This window comes from Vibrio sp. J1-1, assembly GCF_021728395.1.
Lineage (GTDB): Bacteria > Pseudomonadota > Gammaproteobacteria > Enterobacterales > Vibrionaceae > Vibrio.
On sequence record NZ_JAKKCM010000015.1, the window covers coordinates 79193 to 101503 of the forward strand.

The 22311-nt window shown below is 44.4% G+C and carries 17 protein-coding genes, 1 tRNA gene, 1 rRNA gene and 1 pseudogene; 12 read left to right on the top strand and 8 right to left on the bottom strand.

What is annotated here, in order from left to right:
- Positions 1 to 89: 89 nt before the first annotated feature.
- The 3 genes from L3V31_RS19275 to pepA all read right to left on the bottom strand — a co-directional run bounded on the left by L3V31_RS19275 (position 90) and on the right by pepA (position 5168).
- Positions 90 to 2948: a valine--tRNA ligase gene (locus L3V31_RS19275; RefSeq protein ID WP_237318463.1), complete on the bottom strand. Its 2859-nt coding sequence runs from the start codon at positions 2946 to 2948 to the stop codon at positions 90 to 92.
- A 159-nt stretch (positions 2949 to 3107) separates the two neighbouring features.
- Complete coding sequence (locus L3V31_RS19280) at positions 3108 to 3557, bottom strand: DNA polymerase III subunit chi (RefSeq protein ID WP_237318495.1); 450 nt, start codon at positions 3555 to 3557, stop codon at positions 3108 to 3110.
- Between the two features lie 102 nt (positions 3558 to 3659).
- Positions 3660 to 5168: a leucyl aminopeptidase gene (pepA, locus tag L3V31_RS19285; RefSeq protein ID WP_237318465.1), complete on the bottom strand. Its 1509-nt coding sequence runs from the start codon at positions 5166 to 5168 to the stop codon at positions 3660 to 3662.
- A gap of 200 nt (positions 5169 to 5368) precedes the next feature.
- On the opposite strand from pepA, the gene lptF reads away from it, so the two are divergent.
- Together lptF and lptG are read left to right on the top strand one after the other, a co-directional pair.
- Positions 5369 to 6469: an LPS export ABC transporter permease LptF gene (gene lptF / locus L3V31_RS19290; protein ID WP_237318467.1), complete on the top strand. Its 1101-nt coding sequence runs from the start codon at positions 5369 to 5371 to the stop codon at positions 6467 to 6469.
- A 3-nt stretch (positions 6470 to 6472) separates the two neighbouring features.
- Positions 6473 to 7543 carry an LPS export ABC transporter permease LptG gene (gene lptG, locus L3V31_RS19295; RefSeq protein WP_237318468.1) on the top strand — a complete coding sequence of 357 codons (1071 nt, stop codon included), beginning with the start codon at positions 6473 to 6475 and terminating at the stop codon, positions 7541 to 7543.
- 49 nt (positions 7544 to 7592) lie between these two features.
- Here the strand turns inward: lptG and L3V31_RS19300 are convergent, their stop codons facing one another.
- Together L3V31_RS19300 and L3V31_RS19305 are read right to left on the bottom strand one after the other, a co-directional pair.
- On the bottom strand, positions 7593 to 8072 hold the full coding sequence (locus L3V31_RS19300) for an RDD family protein (protein WP_237318470.1): 480 nt from the start codon (positions 8070 to 8072) through the stop codon (positions 7593 to 7595).
- 174 nt (positions 8073 to 8246) lie between these two features.
- Complete coding sequence (locus L3V31_RS19305; protein WP_237318472.1) at positions 8247 to 9536, bottom strand: DUF2254 domain-containing protein; 1290 nt, start codon at positions 9534 to 9536, stop codon at positions 8247 to 8249.
- A gap of 181 nt (positions 9537 to 9717) precedes the next feature.
- Between L3V31_RS19305 and L3V31_RS19310 the strand changes: the two genes are divergently transcribed.
- Complete coding sequence (locus L3V31_RS19310; protein WP_237318474.1) at positions 9718 to 10383, top strand: SDR family NAD(P)-dependent oxidoreductase; 666 nt, start codon at positions 9718 to 9720, stop codon at positions 10381 to 10383.
- 187 nt (positions 10384 to 10570) lie between these two features.
- A tRNA-Leu gene (locus L3V31_RS19315) sits at positions 10571 to 10655 on the top strand.
- A gap of 94 nt (positions 10656 to 10749) precedes the next feature.
- Here L3V31_RS19315 and L3V31_RS19320 read toward each other — a convergent pair.
- The 3 genes and pseudogenes from L3V31_RS19320 to L3V31_RS19330 form a co-directional block, all read right to left on the bottom strand.
- A pseudogene (locus L3V31_RS19320) lies at positions 10750 to 11010 on the bottom strand (hypothetical protein); the annotation flags it as partial.
- A gap of 104 nt (positions 11011 to 11114) precedes the next feature.
- Complete coding sequence (acnA, locus tag L3V31_RS19325) at positions 11115 to 13898, bottom strand: aconitate hydratase AcnA (protein WP_346014866.1); 2784 nt, start codon at positions 13896 to 13898, stop codon at positions 11115 to 11117.
- 198 nt (positions 13899 to 14096) lie between these two features.
- Positions 14097 to 14309: a cold-shock protein gene (locus L3V31_RS19330; RefSeq protein ID WP_237318478.1), complete on the bottom strand. Its 213-nt coding sequence runs from the start codon at positions 14307 to 14309 to the stop codon at positions 14097 to 14099.
- 639 nt (positions 14310 to 14948) lie between these two features.
- Here L3V31_RS19330 and L3V31_RS19335 point away from each other — a divergent pair.
- The 8 genes from L3V31_RS19335 to L3V31_RS19370 all read left to right on the top strand — a co-directional run.
- A complete protein-coding gene (locus tag L3V31_RS19335; protein WP_237318481.1) occupies positions 14949 to 15254 on the top strand; it encodes a PTS sugar transporter subunit IIB in 306 nt (101 codons plus the stop codon).
- A 91-nt stretch (positions 15255 to 15345) separates the two neighbouring features.
- On the top strand, positions 15346 to 16677 hold the full coding sequence (locus L3V31_RS19340; protein WP_237318483.1) for a PTS sugar transporter subunit IIC: 1332 nt from the start codon (positions 15346 to 15348) through the stop codon (positions 16675 to 16677).
- Positions 16678 to 16733: 56 nt separating this feature from the next.
- Positions 16734 to 17042, top strand: coding sequence for a PTS lactose/cellobiose transporter subunit IIA (locus tag L3V31_RS19345; protein ID WP_237318485.1), 309 nt, complete (start codon positions 16734 to 16736; stop codon positions 17040 to 17042).
- A gap of 6 nt (positions 17043 to 17048) precedes the next feature.
- The gene (locus tag L3V31_RS19350) at positions 17049 to 18371 is read left to right on the top strand and encodes a 6-phospho-beta-glucosidase (protein ID WP_237318487.1); all 1323 of its coding nucleotides are present in this window, start codon (positions 17049 to 17051) and stop codon (positions 18369 to 18371) included.
- Between the two features lie 18 nt (positions 18372 to 18389).
- Positions 18390 to 19145, top strand: a complete 756-nt coding sequence (gene chbG / locus L3V31_RS19355; protein WP_237318489.1) for a chitin disaccharide deacetylase — start codon at positions 18390 to 18392, stop codon at positions 19143 to 19145.
- A 105-nt stretch (positions 19146 to 19250) separates the two neighbouring features.
- Entirely contained in the window at positions 19251 to 20249 is a 999-nt protein-coding gene (locus L3V31_RS19360) for a LacI family DNA-binding transcriptional regulator (RefSeq protein ID WP_237318491.1), read from the top strand.
- 160 nt (positions 20250 to 20409) lie between these two features.
- Complete coding sequence (locus L3V31_RS19365; protein WP_237318494.1) at positions 20410 to 21663, top strand: HD-GYP domain-containing protein; 1254 nt, start codon at positions 20410 to 20412, stop codon at positions 21661 to 21663.
- A 540-nt stretch (positions 21664 to 22203) separates the two neighbouring features.
- A 16S ribosomal RNA gene (locus L3V31_RS19370) occupies positions 22204 to 22311 on the top strand; the annotation flags it as partial.

Consider the following 22311-nt stretch of genomic DNA (forward strand, 5'->3'; position numbering starts at 1 on the left):
CGAAGGGAAGATACAAAAAAGGTTGGCCTTGATGACCAACCTTTTTGATTCAAGCATCGAAGCGTTTGGCTTCTGTTTTGCTTTAGCGATTAAAGAGCTGCAATTGTGGTTTTTTGCTCTTCTAGCTTAGTCAGTGTCTCTTTGTAGCCTTCAAGCTTCTCACGCTCTTTAGCAACAACCGCTTCAGGTGCTTTCGCTACGAAGCCTTCGTTACCAAGTTTGCCTTCAATACGCTTGATCTCGCCGTGCGTTTTCTTGATTTCGCCATCAAGACGCGCAAGTTCTGCGTCTTTGTCGATCAGACCCGCCATTGGGATCATCAGCTCAGACTTACCAACCAATGCTGTTGCACACGCTGGTGTTTCTTCGCCAGCTTCAAGAACGCGTACCGCTTCTAGCTTCGCCAGAGACATCAGTACTTGCTTGTTCGCTTCTAGACGAGTCGCATCTTCTTCGCTTGCTGCTTTTAGCATTACATCAATCGGTTTACCCGGGTTGATGTCGTACTCAGCACGTAGGTTACGGATGCTAGTGATGAACGCTTTAACCCACTCGATGTCGTCTAGCGCTTCTTGATGGAAGTTCGCTTCGTCGAATTGAGGTAGAGCTTGAAGCATGATTGTCTCACCTTCAACACCGTCGACTAGTGGCTTGATGCTTTGCCAGATAGTTTCTGTGATGTAAGGAATCACTGGGTGAGCCAGACGTAGTGTCTTCTCAAGAACCGTGATTAGCGTACGACGAGTACCACGTTGCTGCGCTTCAGACCCTTTCCATAGAACAGGTTTCGTTAGCTCTAGGTACCAGTCACAGAATTGGTTCCAGATGAATTCGTAAAGCGTGTTCGACGCCATATCCAGACGGAAGTTGTCGATATGGTTGTTGAACGCTTTCGCTGCTAGTTCAAACTGAGACTCGATCCACTTGTCCGCTAGTGAGTATTCAATGTCACCACCGTTGAAGCCACAATCTTGCTCTTCTGTGTTCATCATTACGTAACGGCTAGCGTTCCATAGTTTGTTACAGAAGTTACGGTAACCTTCAAGACGCTTCATATCCCAGTTGATATCGCGGCCTGTTGATGCCATTGCTGCAAGTGTGAAACGCAGTGCGTCTGTACCGTATGCTTCGATACCGTTTTCAAACGTCTTACGAGTGTTCTTCTCGATCTTCTTCGCTAGCTGAGGCTGCATCATGTTGCCAGTACGCTTCTCAACCAAAGACTCAAGATCAATACCATCGATCATGTCGATTGGGTCAAGCACGTTACCTTTCGACTTAGACATCTTGTCGCCGTTTTCGTCACGGATTAGACCTGTCACGTAAACGGTTTTGAATGGTACTTGTGGCTTGCCGTCTTCGTCTTTTACGAAGTGCATGGTCATCATGATCATGCGCGCAACCCAGAAGAAGATGATGTCGAAACCCGTTACTAGTACGTCTGAAGGGTGGAATACTTTCAGATCGTCAGTTTGCTCTGGCCAACCTTGAGTGCCGAACGTCCATAGAGCAGAAGAGAACCAGGTATCCAGTACGTCTTCGTCTTGGTGCAGTTCAATCACTGATTCTAGGTTGTTGTTGCTACGAACTTCTTCTTCAGTGCGGCCTACGTAAACATTGCCTTGGTTATCGTACCACGCTGGAATGCGGTGACCCCACCATAGCTGACGAGAGATACACCAGTCTTGAACGTCACGCATCCAAGAGAAGTACATGTTTTCGTATTGCTTAGGCACGAATTGGATGTCGCCGTTTTCAACTGCTTCAACTGCGGTTTTCGCTAGAGGCGCAGTACGTACGTACCATTGGTCAGTCAGCATTGGTTCGATAACCACGCCACCACGGTCGCCGTAAGGAACTTGTAGATCGTGATCTTTCACTTCTTCAAGTAGGCCTAGCTCATCGAATTCAGCAACGACAGCTTTACGCGCAGCAAAACGCTCCATGCCGTGGTATTTAGCTGGAAGTTCTGTGCTGTATGCGTCGCTTGCTTCGCCGTTGGTGTTGAATACTTCAGCCGCGTCACGGATGTTCGCGTCAAAAGTCAGAATGTTGATCATTGGCAGCTGGTGGCGCTTACCAACTTCGTAGTCATTGAAGTCGTGCGCAGGTGTGATTTTCACACAGCCAGTACCTTTTTCCATATCGGCGTGCTCATCGCCCACGATTGGGATGCGACGGTCAACGATAGGAAGAATGATTTCTTTACCGATAAGATCTTTGTAACGTGGATCTTCTGGGTTTACAGCAACACCGGTATCACCAAGTACGGTTTCTGGACGAGTGGTAGCAACGACGATGTAATCTTTACCGTCTGCCGTTTTTACACCATCCGCTAGTGGGTAGCGGAAATGCCACATGTTGCCTTTAGTGTCTTTGTTCTCTACTTCTAGATCTGAGATTGCTGTGTGCAGCTTTGGATCCCAGTTAACCAGACGCTTACCACGGTAGATTAAGTCATCTTCGTACAGACGAACAAAAACTTCCTGTACAGCATTAGACAGGCCATCATCCATCGTAAAGCGTTCACGATCCCAGTCTACAGACGCGCCAAGACGACGTAGCTGTTTAGTGATGGTGCCACCAGATTCACCTTTCCATTCCCAGATTTTGTCAATGAAAGCTTCACGACCGTAATCGTTTTTGGTTTTGCCTTCTTCTGCCGCGATCTTGCGCTCAACAACCATCTGAGTTGCGATACCTGCGTGGTCAGTACCTACTTGCCAAAGGGTGTTTTTACCCTTCATACGTTCACAGCGGATAAGCGTATCCATGATCGTATCTTGGAACGCGTGGCCCATGTGTAGGCTACCAGTGACGTTCGGTGGCGGGATCATGATGCTGTATGATTCTTTAGTAGTGTCACCGTGTGGCTTGAAGTAGCCTTTCTCTTCCCAAGTCTGATACAGAGCTTGTTCGATTGAAGTTGGGTTATATGTCTTTTCCATAGCGCTCATTTTTCCTCGTCATATTTGGTCTGATAGCGGCGTTAACTGCCTTGCTCTAAGCCCAACTATTTAGAGGTTTGATTCTGGTTAATGGTAAATCTTAGTCAATCTCTATAAGTGAACTCTCTAAAGAGAGAGCTTAACTATAAGGATTGACCGTTAAGGATATTGAATTTCGATCGTCTGCAGTTGGTAGCCTGCTTGTCGGTAAATTTTATATCTTTCTCTTGCGAGTTGTTTAGCTTTTTCTTCGCAGGGCACGAAGTCTACCACTTGAGCAAACTTGTTCGCAAAGGTTGTCTCATTTTCCGCCAAATTAATTACTAATTGGCGATTCCAAGACGGTTTTACACCATGATGCCCAATTTCAATGTTGGTGGCGTATTTCGGTCCTTCACCTACGAGATTATGTGCCATGAACTTATCTGCATCAATTTGCCAGAAAGCTTCAGCGAGCTGCTCGGCATGCATTTTGTCGTTGCAGTTCAGATATACTTTAGCGCCTTGGCGGGCAAAGTGCTGAGCTAAAAATACGACATACTCGTCAAAGCCAGTGGGCTGCGCTTGTGGGCTATCTTCTTTAATGATGTAGAAAGTTGCGGTTTGCATCATTCTCTCGCTTAGTTCTGCTCTCACCTTACCACTCTTGTTATAGAGAATATGGTGATAATAAAAAAGGGCCTTGCGGCCCTTTTCGATTTAGTTCAGAAATTATTCTTCTGTCTCTTGGCCGCTGCGGTTCAAAAGGAATTGGACTAGCATTGAGACCGGACGGCCTGTTGAGCCTTTCGCTGCACCTGATTTCCAAGCAGTACCTGCGATGTCTAAGTGCGCCCAGTTGTACTTCTTGGTAAATTTTGACAAGAAACACCCAGCAGTGATAGTACCAGCTGGACGACCACCGATGTTTTGCATATCAGCAAACGGGCTCTTCAGTTGCTCGTGATACTCGTCTGCCATTGGTAGACGCCAAGCGCGGTCACTTGCTTGTTCAGAAGCATTAACCAGCTCGTGAGATAGTGGGTTGTGGTTTGAGATAACGCCGCTGATGTGGTGGCCAAGTGCGATAACACAAGCACCCGTTAGCGTTGCAACGTCTACCACACAATCTGGTTCGAAACGCTCTACATACGTTAGTGCGTCACACAGTACCAAACGGCCTTCCGCATCAGTATTGAGTACTTCGACGGTTTGACCAGACATCGTCGTTAAAATATCACCTGGACGGTAAGCGTTGCTACCCGGCATGTTTTCACAGCCAGCCAGAACACCAATCACGTTAATTGGCAGGTTTAGTTTCGCTAACGCTTTCATTGTACCGAATACAGATGCAGCACCACACATGTCGTACTTCATCTCATCCATACCTTCACCTGGTTTTAGTGAGATACCGCCTGAATCGAATGTTAGACCTTTACCAACCAGTACAATCGGTTTTGCATCTGAGTCAGGGTTACCCTTGTACTCGATGACTGACATCATAGATTCGTTTTTCGAACCACGACCTACCGCTAGGTATGATGTCATGCCCAGTTTTTCCATCTCTTGCTCACCAATGATTTTGGTGGTCACGGTTTCGTAATCATCAGCTAGACGACGAGCCTGTGAAGCAAGGTATGCTGGGTTTGCTACGTTTGGTGGCATGTTGCCTAGGTCTTTGGACGCTTTTACGCCAGAAGCAATAGCAAGACCATGAGTGATCGCTTTTTCACCCAAGTTCAATTCACGACGTGTCGGTACGTTGAAAACAAGCTTACGCAGTGGGCGGCGAGTTTCTGGCTTAACGCTCTTGAACTGGTTAAATGTGTACAGACCATCTTTAGTTGCTTCAACTGCCTGACGAACTTTCCAGTAAGTATCACGGCCTTTAACGTGCAGCTCAGTCAGAAAACATACGGCTTCCATAGAGCCAGTTTCATTAAGTGTGCTGATAGTCTTTTGAATGATTTCCTTGTACTGGCGCTCGCCAAGCTCACGTTCTTTACCACAACCGACAAGTAAAACGCGTTCTGACAACACTCCTGGTACTTGATGCAGTAGTAGCATCTGGCCAGGCTTACCCTCTAGATCACCACGGCGAAGTAATGAACTGATGTAACCGTCACTGATTTTATCAAGTTGTTCGGCTACTGGAGAAAGGCGACGTGGTTCAAACACACCAACAACGATACATGCGCTACGTTGTTTCTCTGGACTGCCACTTTTTACACTGAACTCCATGCGTACTCCTACATCCTGAAGACAAATTGCTCTAAATGTTAGATAATGATCGCTTACTTGTTGAATTTTAGCTCCAGGCTTACATGCAGAGCTAATTAAGCGACTAACATTTAGTTTATAATTTTTCAAAAAATAAATGGTTCAACGGGAAACTATAGTGATTCGACCAAAAAAACAAGTTTTGTATAGGTAATTTCAGCGTGATTATTGTTAGATATTTGATCCGCGAAACACTCAAGAGTCAATTTGCGATCTTTTTCGTACTTTTTTTGGTGTTTCTGAGCCAAAAGTTCATCAGTGTTCTCGCAGACGCTTCTGACGGGGATATTCCAGCTGGATTGATCTTCTCGATTGTTGGTTTGAATATGCCAGCAATGGGCTTATTGATGCTGCCGTTGAGTTTGTATATCGGCATATTGATCACTTTTGGTCGTCTGTATGCAGAAAGTGAAATTGTTGTCATGAATGCGACGGGGATCGGAAACAAGTTTTTGGTGCAAGCTGCACTTTACTTGGCTCTGATTACTTCTGCTGTGGCGGCATTTAATGCTCTTTGGTTGTCGCCATGGTCGCAAGAAAGAGTGGAACAGCTCTATGAGCAGGTGGCGGCTGAAAATAGTGTTGACCTCCTACAGAAAGGTCAGTTCCAAGGTACCCCAGATGGCTCTTCTGTGGTGTTCATTGATGATATTAAAGACAACACGCTGAGCAATGTGTTTGTGGCCCAAATGCGTCCTCGAGACTCTGTTCTACCTAGCGTAATGTTTTCTTCTTCTGGCGAAGTAAAAGAGTTATCGGATGGTCGGCAGATCATTACGATGAAAGAAGGAACGCGGTATGAAGGTGTTCCTACTCGCGTGGAGTATATGATCACCAAGTTCGATGAGTACGAAGGCGTGATTGGTCAGCGTGAAGTGAAAAAGAAAGGCAGAGACTGGGAAGCTTACCCAACTGCTGATTTGATTGGTCACCCAGATCCTGAAGCGCAAGCGGAACTACAATGGCGAATTTCATTGTTTGTGTGTATTCCATTACTCACGATGTTAGTTATTCCGTTGTCTGCGGTTAACCCGCGTCAGGGGCGATTTGCAAAAATGGGTCCGGCGATTCTGATCTATTTGGCTTACTTCCTGGCGATCAGCGCGACGAAATCTGCACTGGAAGATGGCTCAATACCGACGACCGTCGGAATGTGGCCAATCAATGCGATGTTATTGCTCGTCGCTATTTTGGCTAACTTGATGGACAGCGTTCCAGCTCGACGTATGAAAGAAAAATTCCGCAAGAAGAGGCTAGCGTAAGCCGTGTTCAAAATCTTAGACCTTTATATCGGTAGAACCATCATTTCGACCACAGCCTTGGTTTTGGCAACCTTTGTTGGCTTGTCTGGCATCATCAAATACGTAGAACAGTTACGTAAAGTTGGTCGAGGTGTGTATGACCTAATGCATGCACTTTACTTTGTCCTGTTGAGTATTCCTCGTGATATTGAAATGTTTTTCCCAATGGCGGCTCTACTGGGTGCTTTGATTGGCTTAGGGATGCTGGCATCAAGCTCAGAGCTGGTGGTCATGCAGGCTGCAGGCTTTTCCAAATTGGATATCGGTTTGTCTGTGCTGAAAACCGCTGTTCCTCTGATGCTTATTGTCATGATGCTCGGCCAGTGGGGCGCGCCAGAAGCACAAAAGATGGCTCGTGACCTACGTTCCTTTGCGATATCTGGCGGTAGTATTGTGTCCGTACGAGCCGGGGTTTGGGCCCGTGATGCGAACGACTTTATCTTTATAGGCAAAGTCGAAGACGACAAGTTATATGCGCTTAATATGTGGCGCTTCGATGAGGATAAGAACCTCCAGAAAGTGATTTTTGCTGAAGAGGTGGATTATGAGCAAGGTAACAACTGGGTCATGAAGGACGTACAAATCACCGATATGCAAGGTGAGACCGTTATCTCCAAGCAAAATGTCGACCAAATGGAATGGCAAACGTCACTGGCGCCAGATAAGCTTGCCGTTGTGACAGTCAAGCCAGAAGAGCTGTCTCTTAGCGGCTTGTATGACTACGTGACGTACTTGAAAGCATCAGAACAGGATGCTTCACGTTACGAGCTTGCGTTTTGGCGTAAACTGACTCAACCACTCTCCATTGCGGTCATGATGTTGATGGCTTTGTCGTTTGTATTTGGTCCGTTGCGTAGTGTGACGATGGGAGCAAGGGTGTTATCCGGGGTTGTTGCTGGCTTTACTTTCTATATCTCCAGTGAGTTTTTCGGACCTTTAACACTCGTCTATGGTATACCGCCCGTGTTCGGCGCACTGGCACCAAGCTTGGTGTTCCTCGCTATCGCGGTCTCGCTACTGAGAAGAAAACTGTAAAAACAACAAAGGAAGGCATTTGCCTTCCTTTGTATTTAGGATGGTGGTTTTATTGTGCTTTCGGTAAAACCACCACTTGTGTCTTCGCCCACATATCGTGGAAACCACGCTTTTGCGGATCGATGGGTACCGTTAGGTTTGCTAAACCGAACCCTGACGTTGCTAAGCGAATCAGTGCTTGAGTGACTGTGATTGGCGCACCATCAGCGGCGTTACGTACTTGAAGTTTCCAGGCACGCATACCCAGAGTTTGGCCTGCACGAGTCCAAAAGAAAACAAAGAAATAGATCCAAACTACCGCTAAATACAGCGTAAAGATCGGGCTTATTACAGGGTGCTTCGATAACATATCCGCAGCATCCACGTATTCCCCATAGCTCAATAACCCGGCAGCATTGAGTGCAAAGACAATGGCCATAACCACACCAGCTGCCATCATTTCTATAGCAAGGACAATCAACGAGTCATAGACCAGAGCAGCTAATCGACGAAAGAGTCCTGCTGTTGGAAGAGTTGTAGAAGTAGTCATAATTCCATCACTTACCTTAACAAATTGTGCGTCAGAATATAGATTCCCTTCTCATGTGAAAAGAGAGCCAACGCACAGACTCTCTAATTGTGACGAAATCCCTCCTTTTTACTACCACACTTGTCGTTGATTGCTAAGGATGCAAGAGAAAATACATAGAGAATTCTCTTCAAATCAGTTCGAATCGGTTGTGTTTTCAGTCGTGGAGTCCTGATCTGTTACCTGATGTGAAAGCTGCGAGAGCTGATGTTTTTCATCTTCGGTATAATGTTGAGACAGTGCGAGTTCCAGTGCTTTTTCTGAAAGCTTTTTGGCCGGAGAGGCAAATAGTTTGGGATGTATGCTTGATATTGCAAACAATGATTTTTGCAGGCGAATCTGAACTTGGAGTTGGGCTGCGCCATCATGTGCTATTGGCAAGAACACATCATCAAATAAATCTTGGCAGCTTAATGAGGGAACAAACAACCGAGGAAAGCGCGTTTTTATAGGTCTCTGTTTTAGTAGTTCTCCCCAAAGTGACAGTGCCCTGATAGAGCGTCCTAGCACATCAATGGCGGTGCCGTTATCATTTACCGCAGGAGAAAGCGCTCTTGAAGCTATTTCTGCCAGTACGACCAAGCCAAAACGAGGGTCTTGGTCGAATGACCGTTCAGTACTAATGGTGAAAGCTGCGATAACTTCGCTTTCTTCCTCTAGTTCCCCACATAACCAAGCGATTGGTTGGCCTAAGTAAACAAAGTTACCCGGCTGGCGTGCTATGTAGATGGTGCATTCGTTCTCTTCGGCAATGCTGTCAAGGTGGTGCATATCAATATGCTGTAAGTAACCGATTTCTCGACTGTAAATAGGTTTGCTTCCCCGAGGTTTATGTTCAGGGTGACTCCAGGGACGAGCACCAAGCCAAGGCTCATTACCACGTTTACGAATCGCACTTAACAGAGCTTGTTCGACCTTTGACGTTGTTTCTGAAACTCTCCCAAGTACTGATAGGTGCTGAATCCAGCGCAGTAGGGTGAATATGATCATAACAATGACAACCATAGTAACGATGAAAAGGTAAATACGTGCCTGTTCGTGATAGGCACCGACACCAAGCGCGATTATCCCCACCAGACTAAATAAGAACGAACCAAGAAACGTTGCCAGTGCATTTTGCGTTGTACTGTCTTCCATCAATAACTTAGTGGCTCTTGGGGTTACTCCCGCGCTGGCGGCGGTGTATGCTGAGACCATAATATTGAGCGAAAAGGTAGTCACCGCCAACATTGAGGTCGCAAGAATATTTAGTATGTTATTCAGTAATTCTCTGCTGACGTTGATAGCGGGAGGCAGGACGACGAATTCGTTCAAAACAATCGACATCAACGCTGTAGCGACCGCAAGTAAGGCGAACAATGATGTCCGAACCCATAGCTTTCGAGTTATCTGTTTTAACAACCACTGCCATTTAGATCCTGTCATTCTCTGACTCCTATCGAGCAATAATTCGAAAGTGGATATAAAATTCAAAACGTTAGTATTGTTAAAGCATAGGTTAAATTTTCTGAAGTCAAATTAGTGTTTGATTCGCCATAATGGTAAAGGTACGTATATCAGGGGATTTTCAAACGTGCAGATAGTATGTGAAGTAAAGAGGTAGAAAATGATTCTAATTACAGGTGCAAGTAGCGGACTTGGTGCAGAGCTGGCTAAACTTTACGATTCCGATGGTAAGCCCACATACCTTACAGGAAGAAGCGAGAGCAAGCTTTCGGCAATCACAGCCAGGTTGCCTAACAACATTGGCTATCAATCCTGTGACCTTTCTTCATATAAGGATGTAGAACAATTATTTGAGCAATTAGAGCAGCCTCCTAAGACAGTGGTTCATAGTGCGGGAAGTGGTTATTTTGGGCTGTTGGAAGAACAAGAGCCGGAACAGATTCAAAAGTTAATTAACAACAACCTTAATTCTGCCATTAATGTCTTGCGAGAATTGGTTAGGCGTTACAAAGAACACCCTGTAAATGTGATCGTGATTATGTCCACTGCATCGCAACAGCCAAAAGCACAGGAGTCTACATACTGTGCAGTTAAGTGGGCGGTAAAAGGTCTGATTGAATCTGTTCGTTTAGAACTAAAGGGCAAGCCGATGAAAATTGTTGCGGTTTATCCTGGAGGTATGGCGACGGAATTTTGGGAGACCAGTGGCAAGTCATTAGATCTCAGTAGCTTTATGAAAGCTGAAGAGGCTGCACAAATGATTCATGATGCGGTGTTGAGCATTGGTAATGGCTACGTTTCTGATATTACGGTTAACCGTTTATAAACGCTATGGATATTGGGAAGATAGCTGCAGACTAAGTGGGCATTGACAAGGTTGGGGGCTAAAGCTCTCATTTGTCACAGTTTGTGGCGAAATTATCAGCAAACGATAGTTATTAAAGGTTTTTCTGCTTGCGAAGGCAAAAAGCTTACGTATAATGCCAATCATCAAAGGGCAATAGCCCAGAGATGCCGGTGTGGTGAAATTGGTATACACGACGGATTCAAAATCCGTTGCCTTCGGGCGTGGCGGTTCAAGTCCGCCCACCGGTACCATATTTTAAGACAGAGCCTCGACGAAAGTCGGGGCTTTGTTGTATCTGGTGTTTGTGAATTCAAATCCAGCGTGGCGGCTTGGATGCAATCCCAGTCAAGTCGCCCACCGGTACCATACATAGAAAGGTCGCTTTATAGCGACCTTTCGTCGTTTTGGGCATTTGAGAATATTCAACTTCAACGCTTTAATCATGGCGTAGGTTTCACCAACCTGAGCATTGTCGCTTCTCAGACTTAATTTCCCATCTAGCAACTGCTTCAATCGATACATGGCAGTTTCAGATTGATAACCAAACCGCTTTTCCACTTCTTGTTGGAGCCGTCCCACAGCTAAATTGCGAGGGTGCCCTTGCTTCTGCTCGCGAATGACTTCTTCTTCAATCCAGAAAATGTCAGAGCCACGGTTAATTAGAGCTTTGTTGTACTGCTTCCAGTTCGTTGCTTTGTAACGAGGTCTCATTAAGGTATTTTAGGTATGCTCGCTTTCAGTTGCTTCAGAACATACTGAAGAATGCCTCCCGAGTTGAAATATTCTAGCTCTTTCGGGTTGTCGATACGTGCAATAACAGGAATGGTGAGTTCCGAACCTTGAGCGGTTACAACGATAATATTCAGCTCTAATAAGGGTTTAAGAGGCTCATTGGGGGCGATAAAAACAGTCTCATTACCCTCTAGAGTCAGTGAATTTAATTCATCTGGTCGTATCAGTTGAAGAGGCAATACGCCCATACCGACTAAATTACTACGATGAATCCTTTCAAACGATTCCGCGATTACCGCTTTTACATTCAATAGCAAACACCCTTTTGCCGCCCAATCACGACTAGAACCTGAGCCATAGTCTTTGCCAGCAAAGATAACCAACGGAACTTGAAGTTCGATTGACCTCCTGCTCGCGTCGAAAATAGGAATGACTGGAGGCGCTTTTTCAGTGGTCGACATATTGCAGTCATCCAGTTTGGTATCACCGTAACATCGCGTGACGCCGCCTATAGTCGGGGAGACGATCTTGTTTTCCAAACGTACATTCGAAAAAGTCCCGCGAACCATGATGTGATGATTTCCTCGGCGCGAACCATAGCTATTGAACTCTTCTGGGGCGATATTTTTTGCAAGCAAATATTGACCTGCCGGACTAGTTTTTGAAATGAGGCCTGCTGGAGAAATATGGTCGGTCGTAATTGAATCTCCTAAAATTGCTAATACACGCGCTGACTCGATAGGAAATGCTGGTGGTGCCATTTCCAAAAACGGAGGGCGTTGTATGTAAGTGGAGTCTTGGTCCCACGGATAGCAGGGACTGTCTTTCATCGACAATTGCTCCCACTCTTCATCCCCTTCAGTAATGTCGTTGTAGCTCAGTCTGAAATGGCTCTCATGTACTTGATCCAGCATTTCATTCAGCATGGTTTGGCTTGGCCAAATATCTCTTAGATATACAGGCTCACTGTTACTATTGATAGCAATTGGGTCGTTTTCTAAGTCAATACAGGTCGTACCCGCTAACGCAAAAGCGACAACGAGTGGCGGAGAGGCAAGCCAGTTTAGGCTAACAGAGGGGTGTATTCTGCCTTCAAAGTTGCGATTACCTGATAATACTGCCGATACGTTCAGGCTGTTTTCCAAGATCTCGGTTTCAAGATTGTTTTTCAGTGGGCCAGAGTTACCAATGCATGTTGTGCAGCCGTATCCAACTCGATGAAATCCCAATAGGTCGAGGTAGTGTTGCAACCCAGTATCATTAAGGTATCGAGCGACAGCTAATGACCCGGGGGCGAGAGAAGTTTTGACGTAGCTAGGAACGGACAGCCCTTTTTTGACTGCTGCCATAGCGACCAAACCCGCAGTCAACATAACGGCAGGGTTCGATGTGTTGGTGCATGAGGTGATGGCTGCAATGACGACATCACCATGGTTTAAGTGCTTAGGTGAGTCTGAGCGTTCTGGTTGATGAGTTGAGGCACCTTCAATAGAACATTGGTCAAGGGTCGCTTGCTTAATTGCACTGATATTAAGTCTATCTTGCGGTCGTTTGGGGCCTGCTATTGAAGTGACGACAGCAGATAAATCCACCACAACATTTTCATCATACTCAGGTGAAGGGCTGTTTGTATCCCACCATAGTTCTTGTTCTTGAGCATAAGCACGAACTCTTTCAACGAGTGAAGCGGGGCGGTTTGTAAGCGTTAAATAGGCAATAGTGTTTTCGTCAATAGGGAAAAAACCGCATGTGGCACCATACTCTGGGGCCATATTGGCAAGGGTCGCACGGTCGGCCACAGATAAATGCGCTAAGCCACAACCATAGTACTCAACAAATTTACCGACCACTCCGTGTGACCTTAACTTTTCTGTAATTGTCAAAACCAGATCCGTCGCTGTAACACCGGGACGTAATTGTCCATCAAGACGCACTCCGACAACACGTGGGACAGCGATATTGAGCGGTTGACCTAGCATTGCAGCTTCGGCTTCTATGCCGCCCACTCCCCAACCTAATACGCCTAAACCGTTTACCATAGTAGTGTGGCTGTCGGTTCCTATAACGGTATCTGGTGTTAACACTCCATTTTCGTCTTCACGAACGACGTGTGATAGATACTCCAGATTCACTTGATGGCATATGCCTTTACCGGGCGGTATAACGGTCAAGTTGCGGAAATTTTTTTGTGCCCATTTTAGGAATGTATAACGCTCTCTATTTCGTTCCATTTCATGTTCACGATTTGTATCTATAGAGGATTCTGAACCTGATTTATCAACGATTAACGAATGGTCTATGACAAGATCTACCGGGCACTTAGGTGTTACATAGCTTGGATCCCCGCCAGATTGTGCAATCGCATCTCTAATAGCGGCTAGATCGACCAAAGCAGGTATCCCGGTATAGTCCTGCATCAGCACTCTGCTAGGATAGAAACTAAATTCTGATGAGTTATCGTTGCTATCTGAGTCAAGTGTCGTGTTTTTAAAGAACAATGCTTCAATAATCCGAGATGACTCTTTTAAATCAGAGAGTTGTCGCATTACATTTTCAAGAAGCAGACGCTTAGTAAAGGGAACTTTGGACAGGCTTATTTGATAATCTTGGGCAAGTTTTTTTAATGACCAGTATCTATATTCAGTGCCTTTTACATTCAGTGACTTTTGATATGTTTGGCACCATGTTTTTTCGTTGGTAGGTAGCATGATTTGTTTCCTTTCAATGATGGTTGACCTTGGTAAAAGGAACCTCCTTGTCATAGAGATGTTTTCTGGGACATTTTTATATTTCCCATATCCAAATAGCTTAAATCAGCTGAAAATCTATAACCTGAAAGGATCAGAGTTGAAATTCTAAAAGAAGGAAGAAGTTGGAATGGATTTTTTGCCATTAAACAAGAACTAGACTCATTACTATAAGGAAGGCATAACTTATGATCGCTAAGCCTTCAACTGTGCTCAAATGAGAGTCACCTTTGTAGCTTGCGGGCCTTTATCACCAGGTTCAACTTCAAAACTCACTCTTTGTCCTTCCAACAGGGTCTTAAACCCATCAGAAGAGATGGCACGGAAATGGACAAAGATATCCTGGCTATCGGAATCTTTGGTGATGAAACCAAAGCCTTTAGTTTCGTTGAACCATTTTACTGCCCCAGTCATTCTGTCAGACATACATACCTCTACTAGTAGTACAAGACAAGGCTCTGCTAACTAGAGTTATGCCTTAATCTACCAAGAGGTCTGTCGCAGAAGCTAAACGAAAGTGGTCGAAAATTACTGTGATAGGAGACTTGTTTTACAATGAAAAGATAACTCAAATTGGCGGAGCTACTTTAAGTATAAGCCTTAATTTGAAAATAGTTAGTTTAGCTCTCGGTCATATTTTCTCGTAGTTATACGGTGATGATTTTATGAGAAAATCTTCGGGTGTGGCGGTTAAAGTTCGCCCACCGATACCATATTCTAAGACAGATCCTCGACGAAAGTCGGGGCTATGTTGTTTTTGGATTTATGAGCTTAGAACCGAACTTACAAGCATCACGATAGCCAGTTTATTTAATTTCATAGCTGATTTATCTTCGGAAGCAATAATGACGTTGTCAGTAGTCATATATTGATAGTTGTAACTTTAAATTATTAATCTTCCTTAATTGTCTGACTTTACCTTCGACCTAAATAATTATTAAAAATAGGCCTTGTTTTCTAAATTGAGATTCGGTTCACGGATAACGCAACCGGTTGCGCTTTTTTGTTCTGGTTATTTTTGCTACAGTTTTTGCAGGTTGAAATTTACACAACGGGAGTAAGGCTATGAAAAAGATCCTTTTATGCTGTAGCGCAGGGATGTCTACCAGTATGTTAGTTAAGAAAATGGAACAAGCCGCTGTAGAACAGGGGATTGAATGCAAAATTGACGCTTTATCAGTGAGCTCTTTTGAAAGTGCGATAAGAGAATACGATGTTTGCCTATTGGGACCACAGGTCCGTTTTCAGTTAGAAGAGATGAAAAAAGTGACTGATGAGATTGGAATCAATATCGCAGCGATACCTCCTCAGACTTATGGAATGATGAAAGGAGATGAGGTTTTAAAACAAGCCCTTTCATTAATTAAGTAATTTAAAAAATTTTACGAAAATAATGCTTAACCCTGCCATTTAAATAATGGTGGGGCGGGGTTTTGCATGCTTAAAATAAAGGATTAACACCATGAAAATATATGATGCAATAATTTCGGGCGTCGAAAAGTATGTAGCGCCATTGGCTGCTAAGGTCGGTAGTCAACGTCATGTTCGGGCAATGCGTGACGGATTTATCGTTGCTATGCCATTTATTATTGTTGGTAGTTTTGTACTGATTTTAGCTTTCCCACCTTTTGATCAAGATACGACAAATGGTTTCGCTCGAGGCTGGTTGGATTTTGCTGCAGCGAACTTCGATATGATTATGATGCCTCACTTTATGTCAATGGCGATCATGGGGATCTTTGTTTCGATGGGTGTAGCCTATAGTTTGGCGAAATCTTACAACATGGATGGGATTACCAGTGCTGCACTGTCTCTGATGACTTTCTTCCTTGTTGCTTCTCCAGCAGCGGATGACGCCTTATCTATGGCATACATGGGAGGTACAGGAGTATTTACCGCGGTGCTGTCTGGTTTTTTTTCAGTTGAGCTATATCGTTTGATGAAAAAGTACAACATCACGATAAAAATGCCTGAGCAAGTACCGCCTGCAATCCAGCGTTCGTTTGAAGTACTTCTGCCGGTTGTTGCGATATTTGTTACCATCTACCCAGTCAGTGTATGGCTTCAAGCTACTCATGGCATGCTTATTCCTGAAGCTATCTTAGAAGCGTTTAAACCTCTAGTCAGTGCATCCAACACATTACCTGCGATCCTCGGTGCCATTTTACTTTGCCAATTGCTTTGGTTTGCGGGCATACACGGTGGTGCAATTGTTGTGGGTCTAGTGACACCGATCTTCCTTACCAATGTGACAGCCAATATCGAAGCTTTTATGGCAGGTGAACCAGTCACTAATATCTTTACGCAAGCATTCTGGGATTACTACATCTTGATTGGTGGCTCAGGTGCCACTTTAGGCCTAGTTGCACTTATGGCATTTAGCCGTTCTGCTCATCTAAAAAGCCTAGGCCGTATGAGTGCTATTCCAGGCATGTTCCAAATAAACGAACCCGTTATCTTTGGTAGTCCAATCGTAATGAATCCAACGCTTTTCTTGCCATTTGTTTTTGTGCCAATGATTAATGCTGTTGTGGCTTACATAGCGGTTCATTCGGGTTTTGTTGGCATGAGCATCGCAACACTGCCATGGACGACACCTGCGATTATTGGTGCTTCATGGGGTGCGGGATGGACATTTATGCCTGTTGTTATGGTGGTTCTGCTATTCATCATGGATATCTTGCTCTACTACCCATTCTTTAAAATGTATGAACGTGAACTTTTAGCTCAAGAGCAACCGCAAGAAGAATCACAGATAGAAACAAGCGCAAGTGGTGTTAGTGCTACCGCTTAAACCTTAGATTTGGCTGCCGTGTAGGCAGTCAATAATTGACAGTTTTGGAGAGAAGTATGGATCAAGAGATGACGGTCATGGAGATCATTTGCAATGCAGGAGAGGCAAGAAGCCTGTGTTTTGAAGCATTAGCGCTTTCGCGTAAGCAAGAGTTTGCAAGTGCAGAAAGCACACTGGTACAGGCCAAAGAATGCTTGAACAAAGCGCACCTAATGCAAACTCAACTCATTGAAGCAGACCAAGGAGAAGGGAAGATACCCATGACTTTAGTGATGGTCCACGCTCAGGATCACCTTATGACAACTATTTTAGCTCATGAATTGGCGACAGAAATGGTCGCTCTACACAAACAGCTTGCGGGGTAACTACGGATGTCTAGAGATAGCTTAAAGCTCGCCATTATTGGTGGTGGTAGCAGTTACACGCCGGAGTTGGTTGAAGGGGTAATCAAACGCTTGGATTACTTGCCTGTTAAACAGATTCACTTTGTGGACATAGAGTCAGGCGCGGAAAAGTTAGAAATAATTAAAGGCCTAGCACAGAGAATGGTCGACAAAGTGGGCGCGGATATTGAAATCAAAGCTGATTTTGATCGTCGCGCCGCCATCAAAGGTGCGGACTTTGTTATGACGCAATTCCGTGTTGGCGGGCTTGCTGCTCGAGCGAATGATGAAAGAATTCCCATCAAATACGATGTGATTGGACAAGAAACCACGGGGCCTGGCGGATTTGCCAAAGCCTTAAGAACCATTCCCGTTATTCTTGATATCTGTAAAGACATCGAAGAGCTGGCTCCAAACGCTTGGATGCTCAACTTTACGAACCCGGCAGGTTTAGTGTCAGAAGCGGTCAGTAAGCATACCAAAGTAAAAAGTATCGGGTTATGCAACGTACCAGTCTCAATGGAAATGATGATTGCGGAGATGATGGATTGTGAACCTAAAGAACTACAACTTGAATTTGCAGGCCTAAATCATTTGGTTTGGGTACACAAAGCATGGCTCAAAGGCGAAGACATCACTCAAACGGTTTTAGAGAAAGTCGGTGATGGTGCCAACTTCAGTATGAAGAACATTTGGGAAGAACCGTGGGACCCTGCGTTTCTAAAAGCACTTGGTGCTATTCCATGTCCTTACCATCGATACTTCTATCAGACTGATGCCATGTTAGCGGAAGAAAAGCAGAGTGCCAGCGAGAAGGGGACTCGTGCTGAGCAAGTCATGGAAACTGAACATGCGTTGTTTAAGCTCTATCAAGATCCTAACTTAGACCACAAACCGAAAGAGTTGGAAGAGAGAGGCGGCGCGTATTACTCAGATGCGTCCCTCAACCTAGTGGACTCTATTTATAACAATCGCAACAGTATTCATGTCGTCAACGTCTTAAATAACGGCGCAATTAATGGTCTACCGGATGATGCAGTGATTGAGTGCAGTGCAGTGATTGGTAGTTGGGGAGCAAAACCACTTGCTGTCGGTGAGCTATCAAACAACATCAAAGGGCTACTGTATCAAGTTAAAGCTTATGAGCAGTTAACGATAGAAGCCGCTGTTGAAGGCAGCTACGACAAAGCGTTAATGGCGTTAACGAATAATCCTTTGGTGCCTGATATTGGCCGAGCTAAGGCGATATTGGATGATCTCTTAGCGATTAATGCACCTTATTTACCTCAATTTAAACTGACAGTGTTGTAATACTAAGGAAGAGCGTCAATGAAAGTCATTTTTAATGCGGACGATTTTGGTCTAACTCAAGGTGTTAATAACGGCATTGTGAAATCCCACCAAGCAGGTGTAGTGAAGTCGACAACTATGATGGTAGGAATGGATGCCGAGCAGCATGCAATCGCGTTGGCCCATCAAAATCCTGACTTAAAAATTGGCGTACATCTTCGGTTTACTGCGGGGGCTCCACTCACAGAGCACCCAAACTTAACCAATGGTAGAGCACATTTCGTTAAGTACAGTGAATTGTGGAGCAAGCAAGATTATGATGCTCAAGTGGTTTACGATGAGGCAAAAGCTCAAGTTGAGCATTTTTTATCACTCGGGCTAACCCTCAGTCACCTTGATAGTCATCATCATGCACACACGCATCCTCAGATTCTTCCTATCACTCAGAAACTCGCAAAAGAGTATCGAGTGCCGCTTCGAGGAAGTGGCATATGTCATCAACCAATGACTAAATGCTATTTCTTTACCGATGAGTTTTATGATCAAAAGGTAAGCTTAGATGGATTAATGCAACACCTTCTGAGCTTAAAAGAGCATTACGATGTGGTCGAGGTGATGTGTCATCCAGCTTTTGCCGATCAACCTCTTATTAAGAAAAGTGGTTATGCATTACAAAGAGAGCTAGAGCTACAAGTGCTCACATCGCCGATTCTAAAAGAACAACTGGTACAGCATGGTATAACCGTCACGGATTACTCCGAGCTCGTTTCTACCAGCCAAGTAGTAGGTGTATGATTAAGGCTGCCAGATTCGCCCCCTATAGTCACCTTACGAATTGCTGGCAGCCGTTTTTCGAATAGAAACATTCATTATTTATTAGCAGTTGGATTCATTAGCATTATGGCAAGGATTAAAGATGTCGCCGAACTCGCCGGTGTAAATCGCTCTACCGTTTCTCGTATCATTAATGGCGAAGGAAAGTTTCGCGAAGAAACCAGAAAAAAAGTAGAACAAGCCATGGCGCAATTGAATTACCGTCCAAGTGCGATAGCCCGTTCTCTTGCGACTTCGTCAAGTAATATGGTCGGTTTGTTGGTGACTTACTATACCGGTGGTTTCTTCGGTGAAATGATGGAGCAAGTGCAAACAGAATTAGATATTCACAAGAAGTTTCTCATCACTGCCCAAGGTCATCATTCTGCAGCAGGTGAGAAAGAGGCGATTCAGCGCTTTAATGATCTTCGCTGCGATGGTTATGTTCTTCATAGTCGCTATCTATCCGACGACGATTTGCGTGAGTTAGCCCAACTCCCGACGCCTTTTGTGCTTCTCGATCGCTCTGTCGAAGGGATTGAAGAGCGCTGCATTACTTTTGATCATCACCATGCCAGTCGTATCGCCGTCGAGCATTTATTAGCTGGTGGTCATAAACATATTGCGTGTATTACTGGACCGTCCCTACGTCACAATAGCTTACTGAGAAAGCTTGGCTATGTTGATGCGATGAAAACAGCGGGCATCGACATTGATGAAAGCTGGTGTGAAGAAGGGAATTACGGCAGACAAAGTGGCTACGATGCGATGGCCTCAATTTTAAAACGTCACCCGGAGGTAACCGCAGTATTCTCATGTAGTGAGGAAATGACGGTAGGCGCGATGCATTACCTTCATGAGCATAAAATCGCGGTGCCGGAGCAAATTTCATTGACCAGTTTTGACAGTGTGGACTTGTGTGAGAGCCTCTATCCGACGGTCTCCGCGGTACATTTTCCTATTAGTGATATGGCACGCGCGGCTGTACAAACATTAATGGGGTTAGTAAAAGCACAGGAACGTAGAGGAAAACCTGTCTTCGAAGCCAAGTTAAAGCTACGCAATGCGGATCGGGTATTAAAGTAAGTCTCTGATTAGTATTGAGGTATGAACTTGATTCAAATTATGAACAATATACAGTCTCTTAACGCGAATGACTCGCATTTGTTAACTCTTATTGATGAATTTGTTTATAGGATCTACTACTATTCTTGGTTTATCGTGAAAACTTAATAGTAGTGAAAAAGTGGCAGCAATTAAACTTACAGTGGATCGTATTCAGCCAGGATTACATATCCGACTTCCGCTAAAGTGGAACGATCACCCCTTCCTACTCAATAGCTTTAAGATTAAAGACCAAGAACAGATCGAGATGATTCGTCATCTCGGTGTGAAGTTTGTTTACTTTAATCCCGAACAAAGCGACACCGCACCATTGCCTGTCAATCAAATTCAAACTGACAGAACGACAAACGATGAATCGTTGGGGTTAGAAACGCAGAAACTGTGGCAAGATAAACAGAAACGTATTGAAAAGCTCAGTGCGTATCGTCGACGAGTGATTCAATGCGAGAAAGAGTTTGAGCGCTCTCTTGCGCGAATGCGATCGGTGATGACGAAAATTCGCAACCGGCCAACCGCTGCTGTTGATGAAGCTCGACTATTAATAGAAGACATCGTTGAGAAGTTGATGTGTGATGATAACGTCACGCTTCATCTAATGAATGGCAAAAACGAATTTGAAGATATCTATTTCCACTCTCTAAACGTAGCCGTTATCACAATGATGATTGGCCGTGCGAAAGGGTATTCTGCCAAGCAACTAAAAGTGCTCGCTTTTGCTGCTCTGTTTCATGATATGGGCAAGATCAAAATCCCTACCACTATATTAAGAAAGCAAGTACCGTTAACTGAGCCGGAAACCAACTATTTAAAGTTACACATCAAATATGGTTTGGATCTCGCGAATCAAATCGAAGGCTTTCCTGAACCAGCAAAAGTCGTGATTGCCCAGCATCACGAATTAAGAGATGGCTCCGGCTACCCAGAAGGGCTCAAAGGGGATGAAATTGACGAATTTACTCAAATCGTCATAGTGGCGAATGCATTTGATAACTTGTGCCATACACCGATAGCTTCTGAACAGAAAATTCCATATACAGCACTTTCTCATTTATATAAAAACTGCAAACACCTATATAAAGAAGAAAACCTGAATATCCTAATCAAGTTTATGGGTGTTTTCCCTCCAGGTACAGTCGTGCAGCTATCTAATAATATGGTTGGGTTGGTTATCTCAGTAAATGGTTCGAATTTATTATTCCCGAATGTTTTGGTTTATGACCCATCGGTACCGAGGACTCAAGCACCAATACTTGATTTGGCGTCGAAGGATTTAAAGATAGTAAATGCGATCCATCCGTCTAAGTTGCCAGAGAAGATAAAAGAGTACCTTAATCCTCGTTCACGAATTTCATACTTCTTTGATACCGACGGTTAGTTATCCACAGGGTTTTGTGGGTAATCTGTAGAAATGCTGGGTGTTATTGTGGGGTAGTTTTAGGGTTGGATGGAAAATGTCCATTTGGCATGTTTTTTTGAAATAAATGCATTTTTAGTATTGCCAAAGAAATTCTTCTCCCTATAATGCGCATCCACCGACACGGCAGACGCGATAAGGCTTCAGCAGGGTCGGAGAGGTAAAAAGCTTCTACGAAAATAAGTTGAAAAAAGTGTTTGACACTAACAACCAAATCGCTAGAATGCACCTCCGCTTTGAGAGAAAAACTTCTCGCAAAGCAAGCTCTTTAACAATATAGACCTATCAATCTGTGTGGGCACTCGTTGATGATAATCCAATTCGATACCTCGGTATCAAATTAGGTTTCAATGAACTGAGTGACCAATACAAATAACTTCGGTTATTTGGCACAGTCAATTCATTATCGTTCTGTTGGAACGATAATAGCTTTAAAATTACTTCTTACTTTCGAGTAAGAGCAGTTTTGAAGTCAGTATTCGTTGAGCCGAACAAAATCTTAAATTGAAGAGTTTGATCATGGCTCAGATTGAACGCTGGCGGCAGGCCTAACACATGCAAGTCGAGCGGAAACGAGTTGTCTGAACCTTCGGGGAACGATAACGGCGT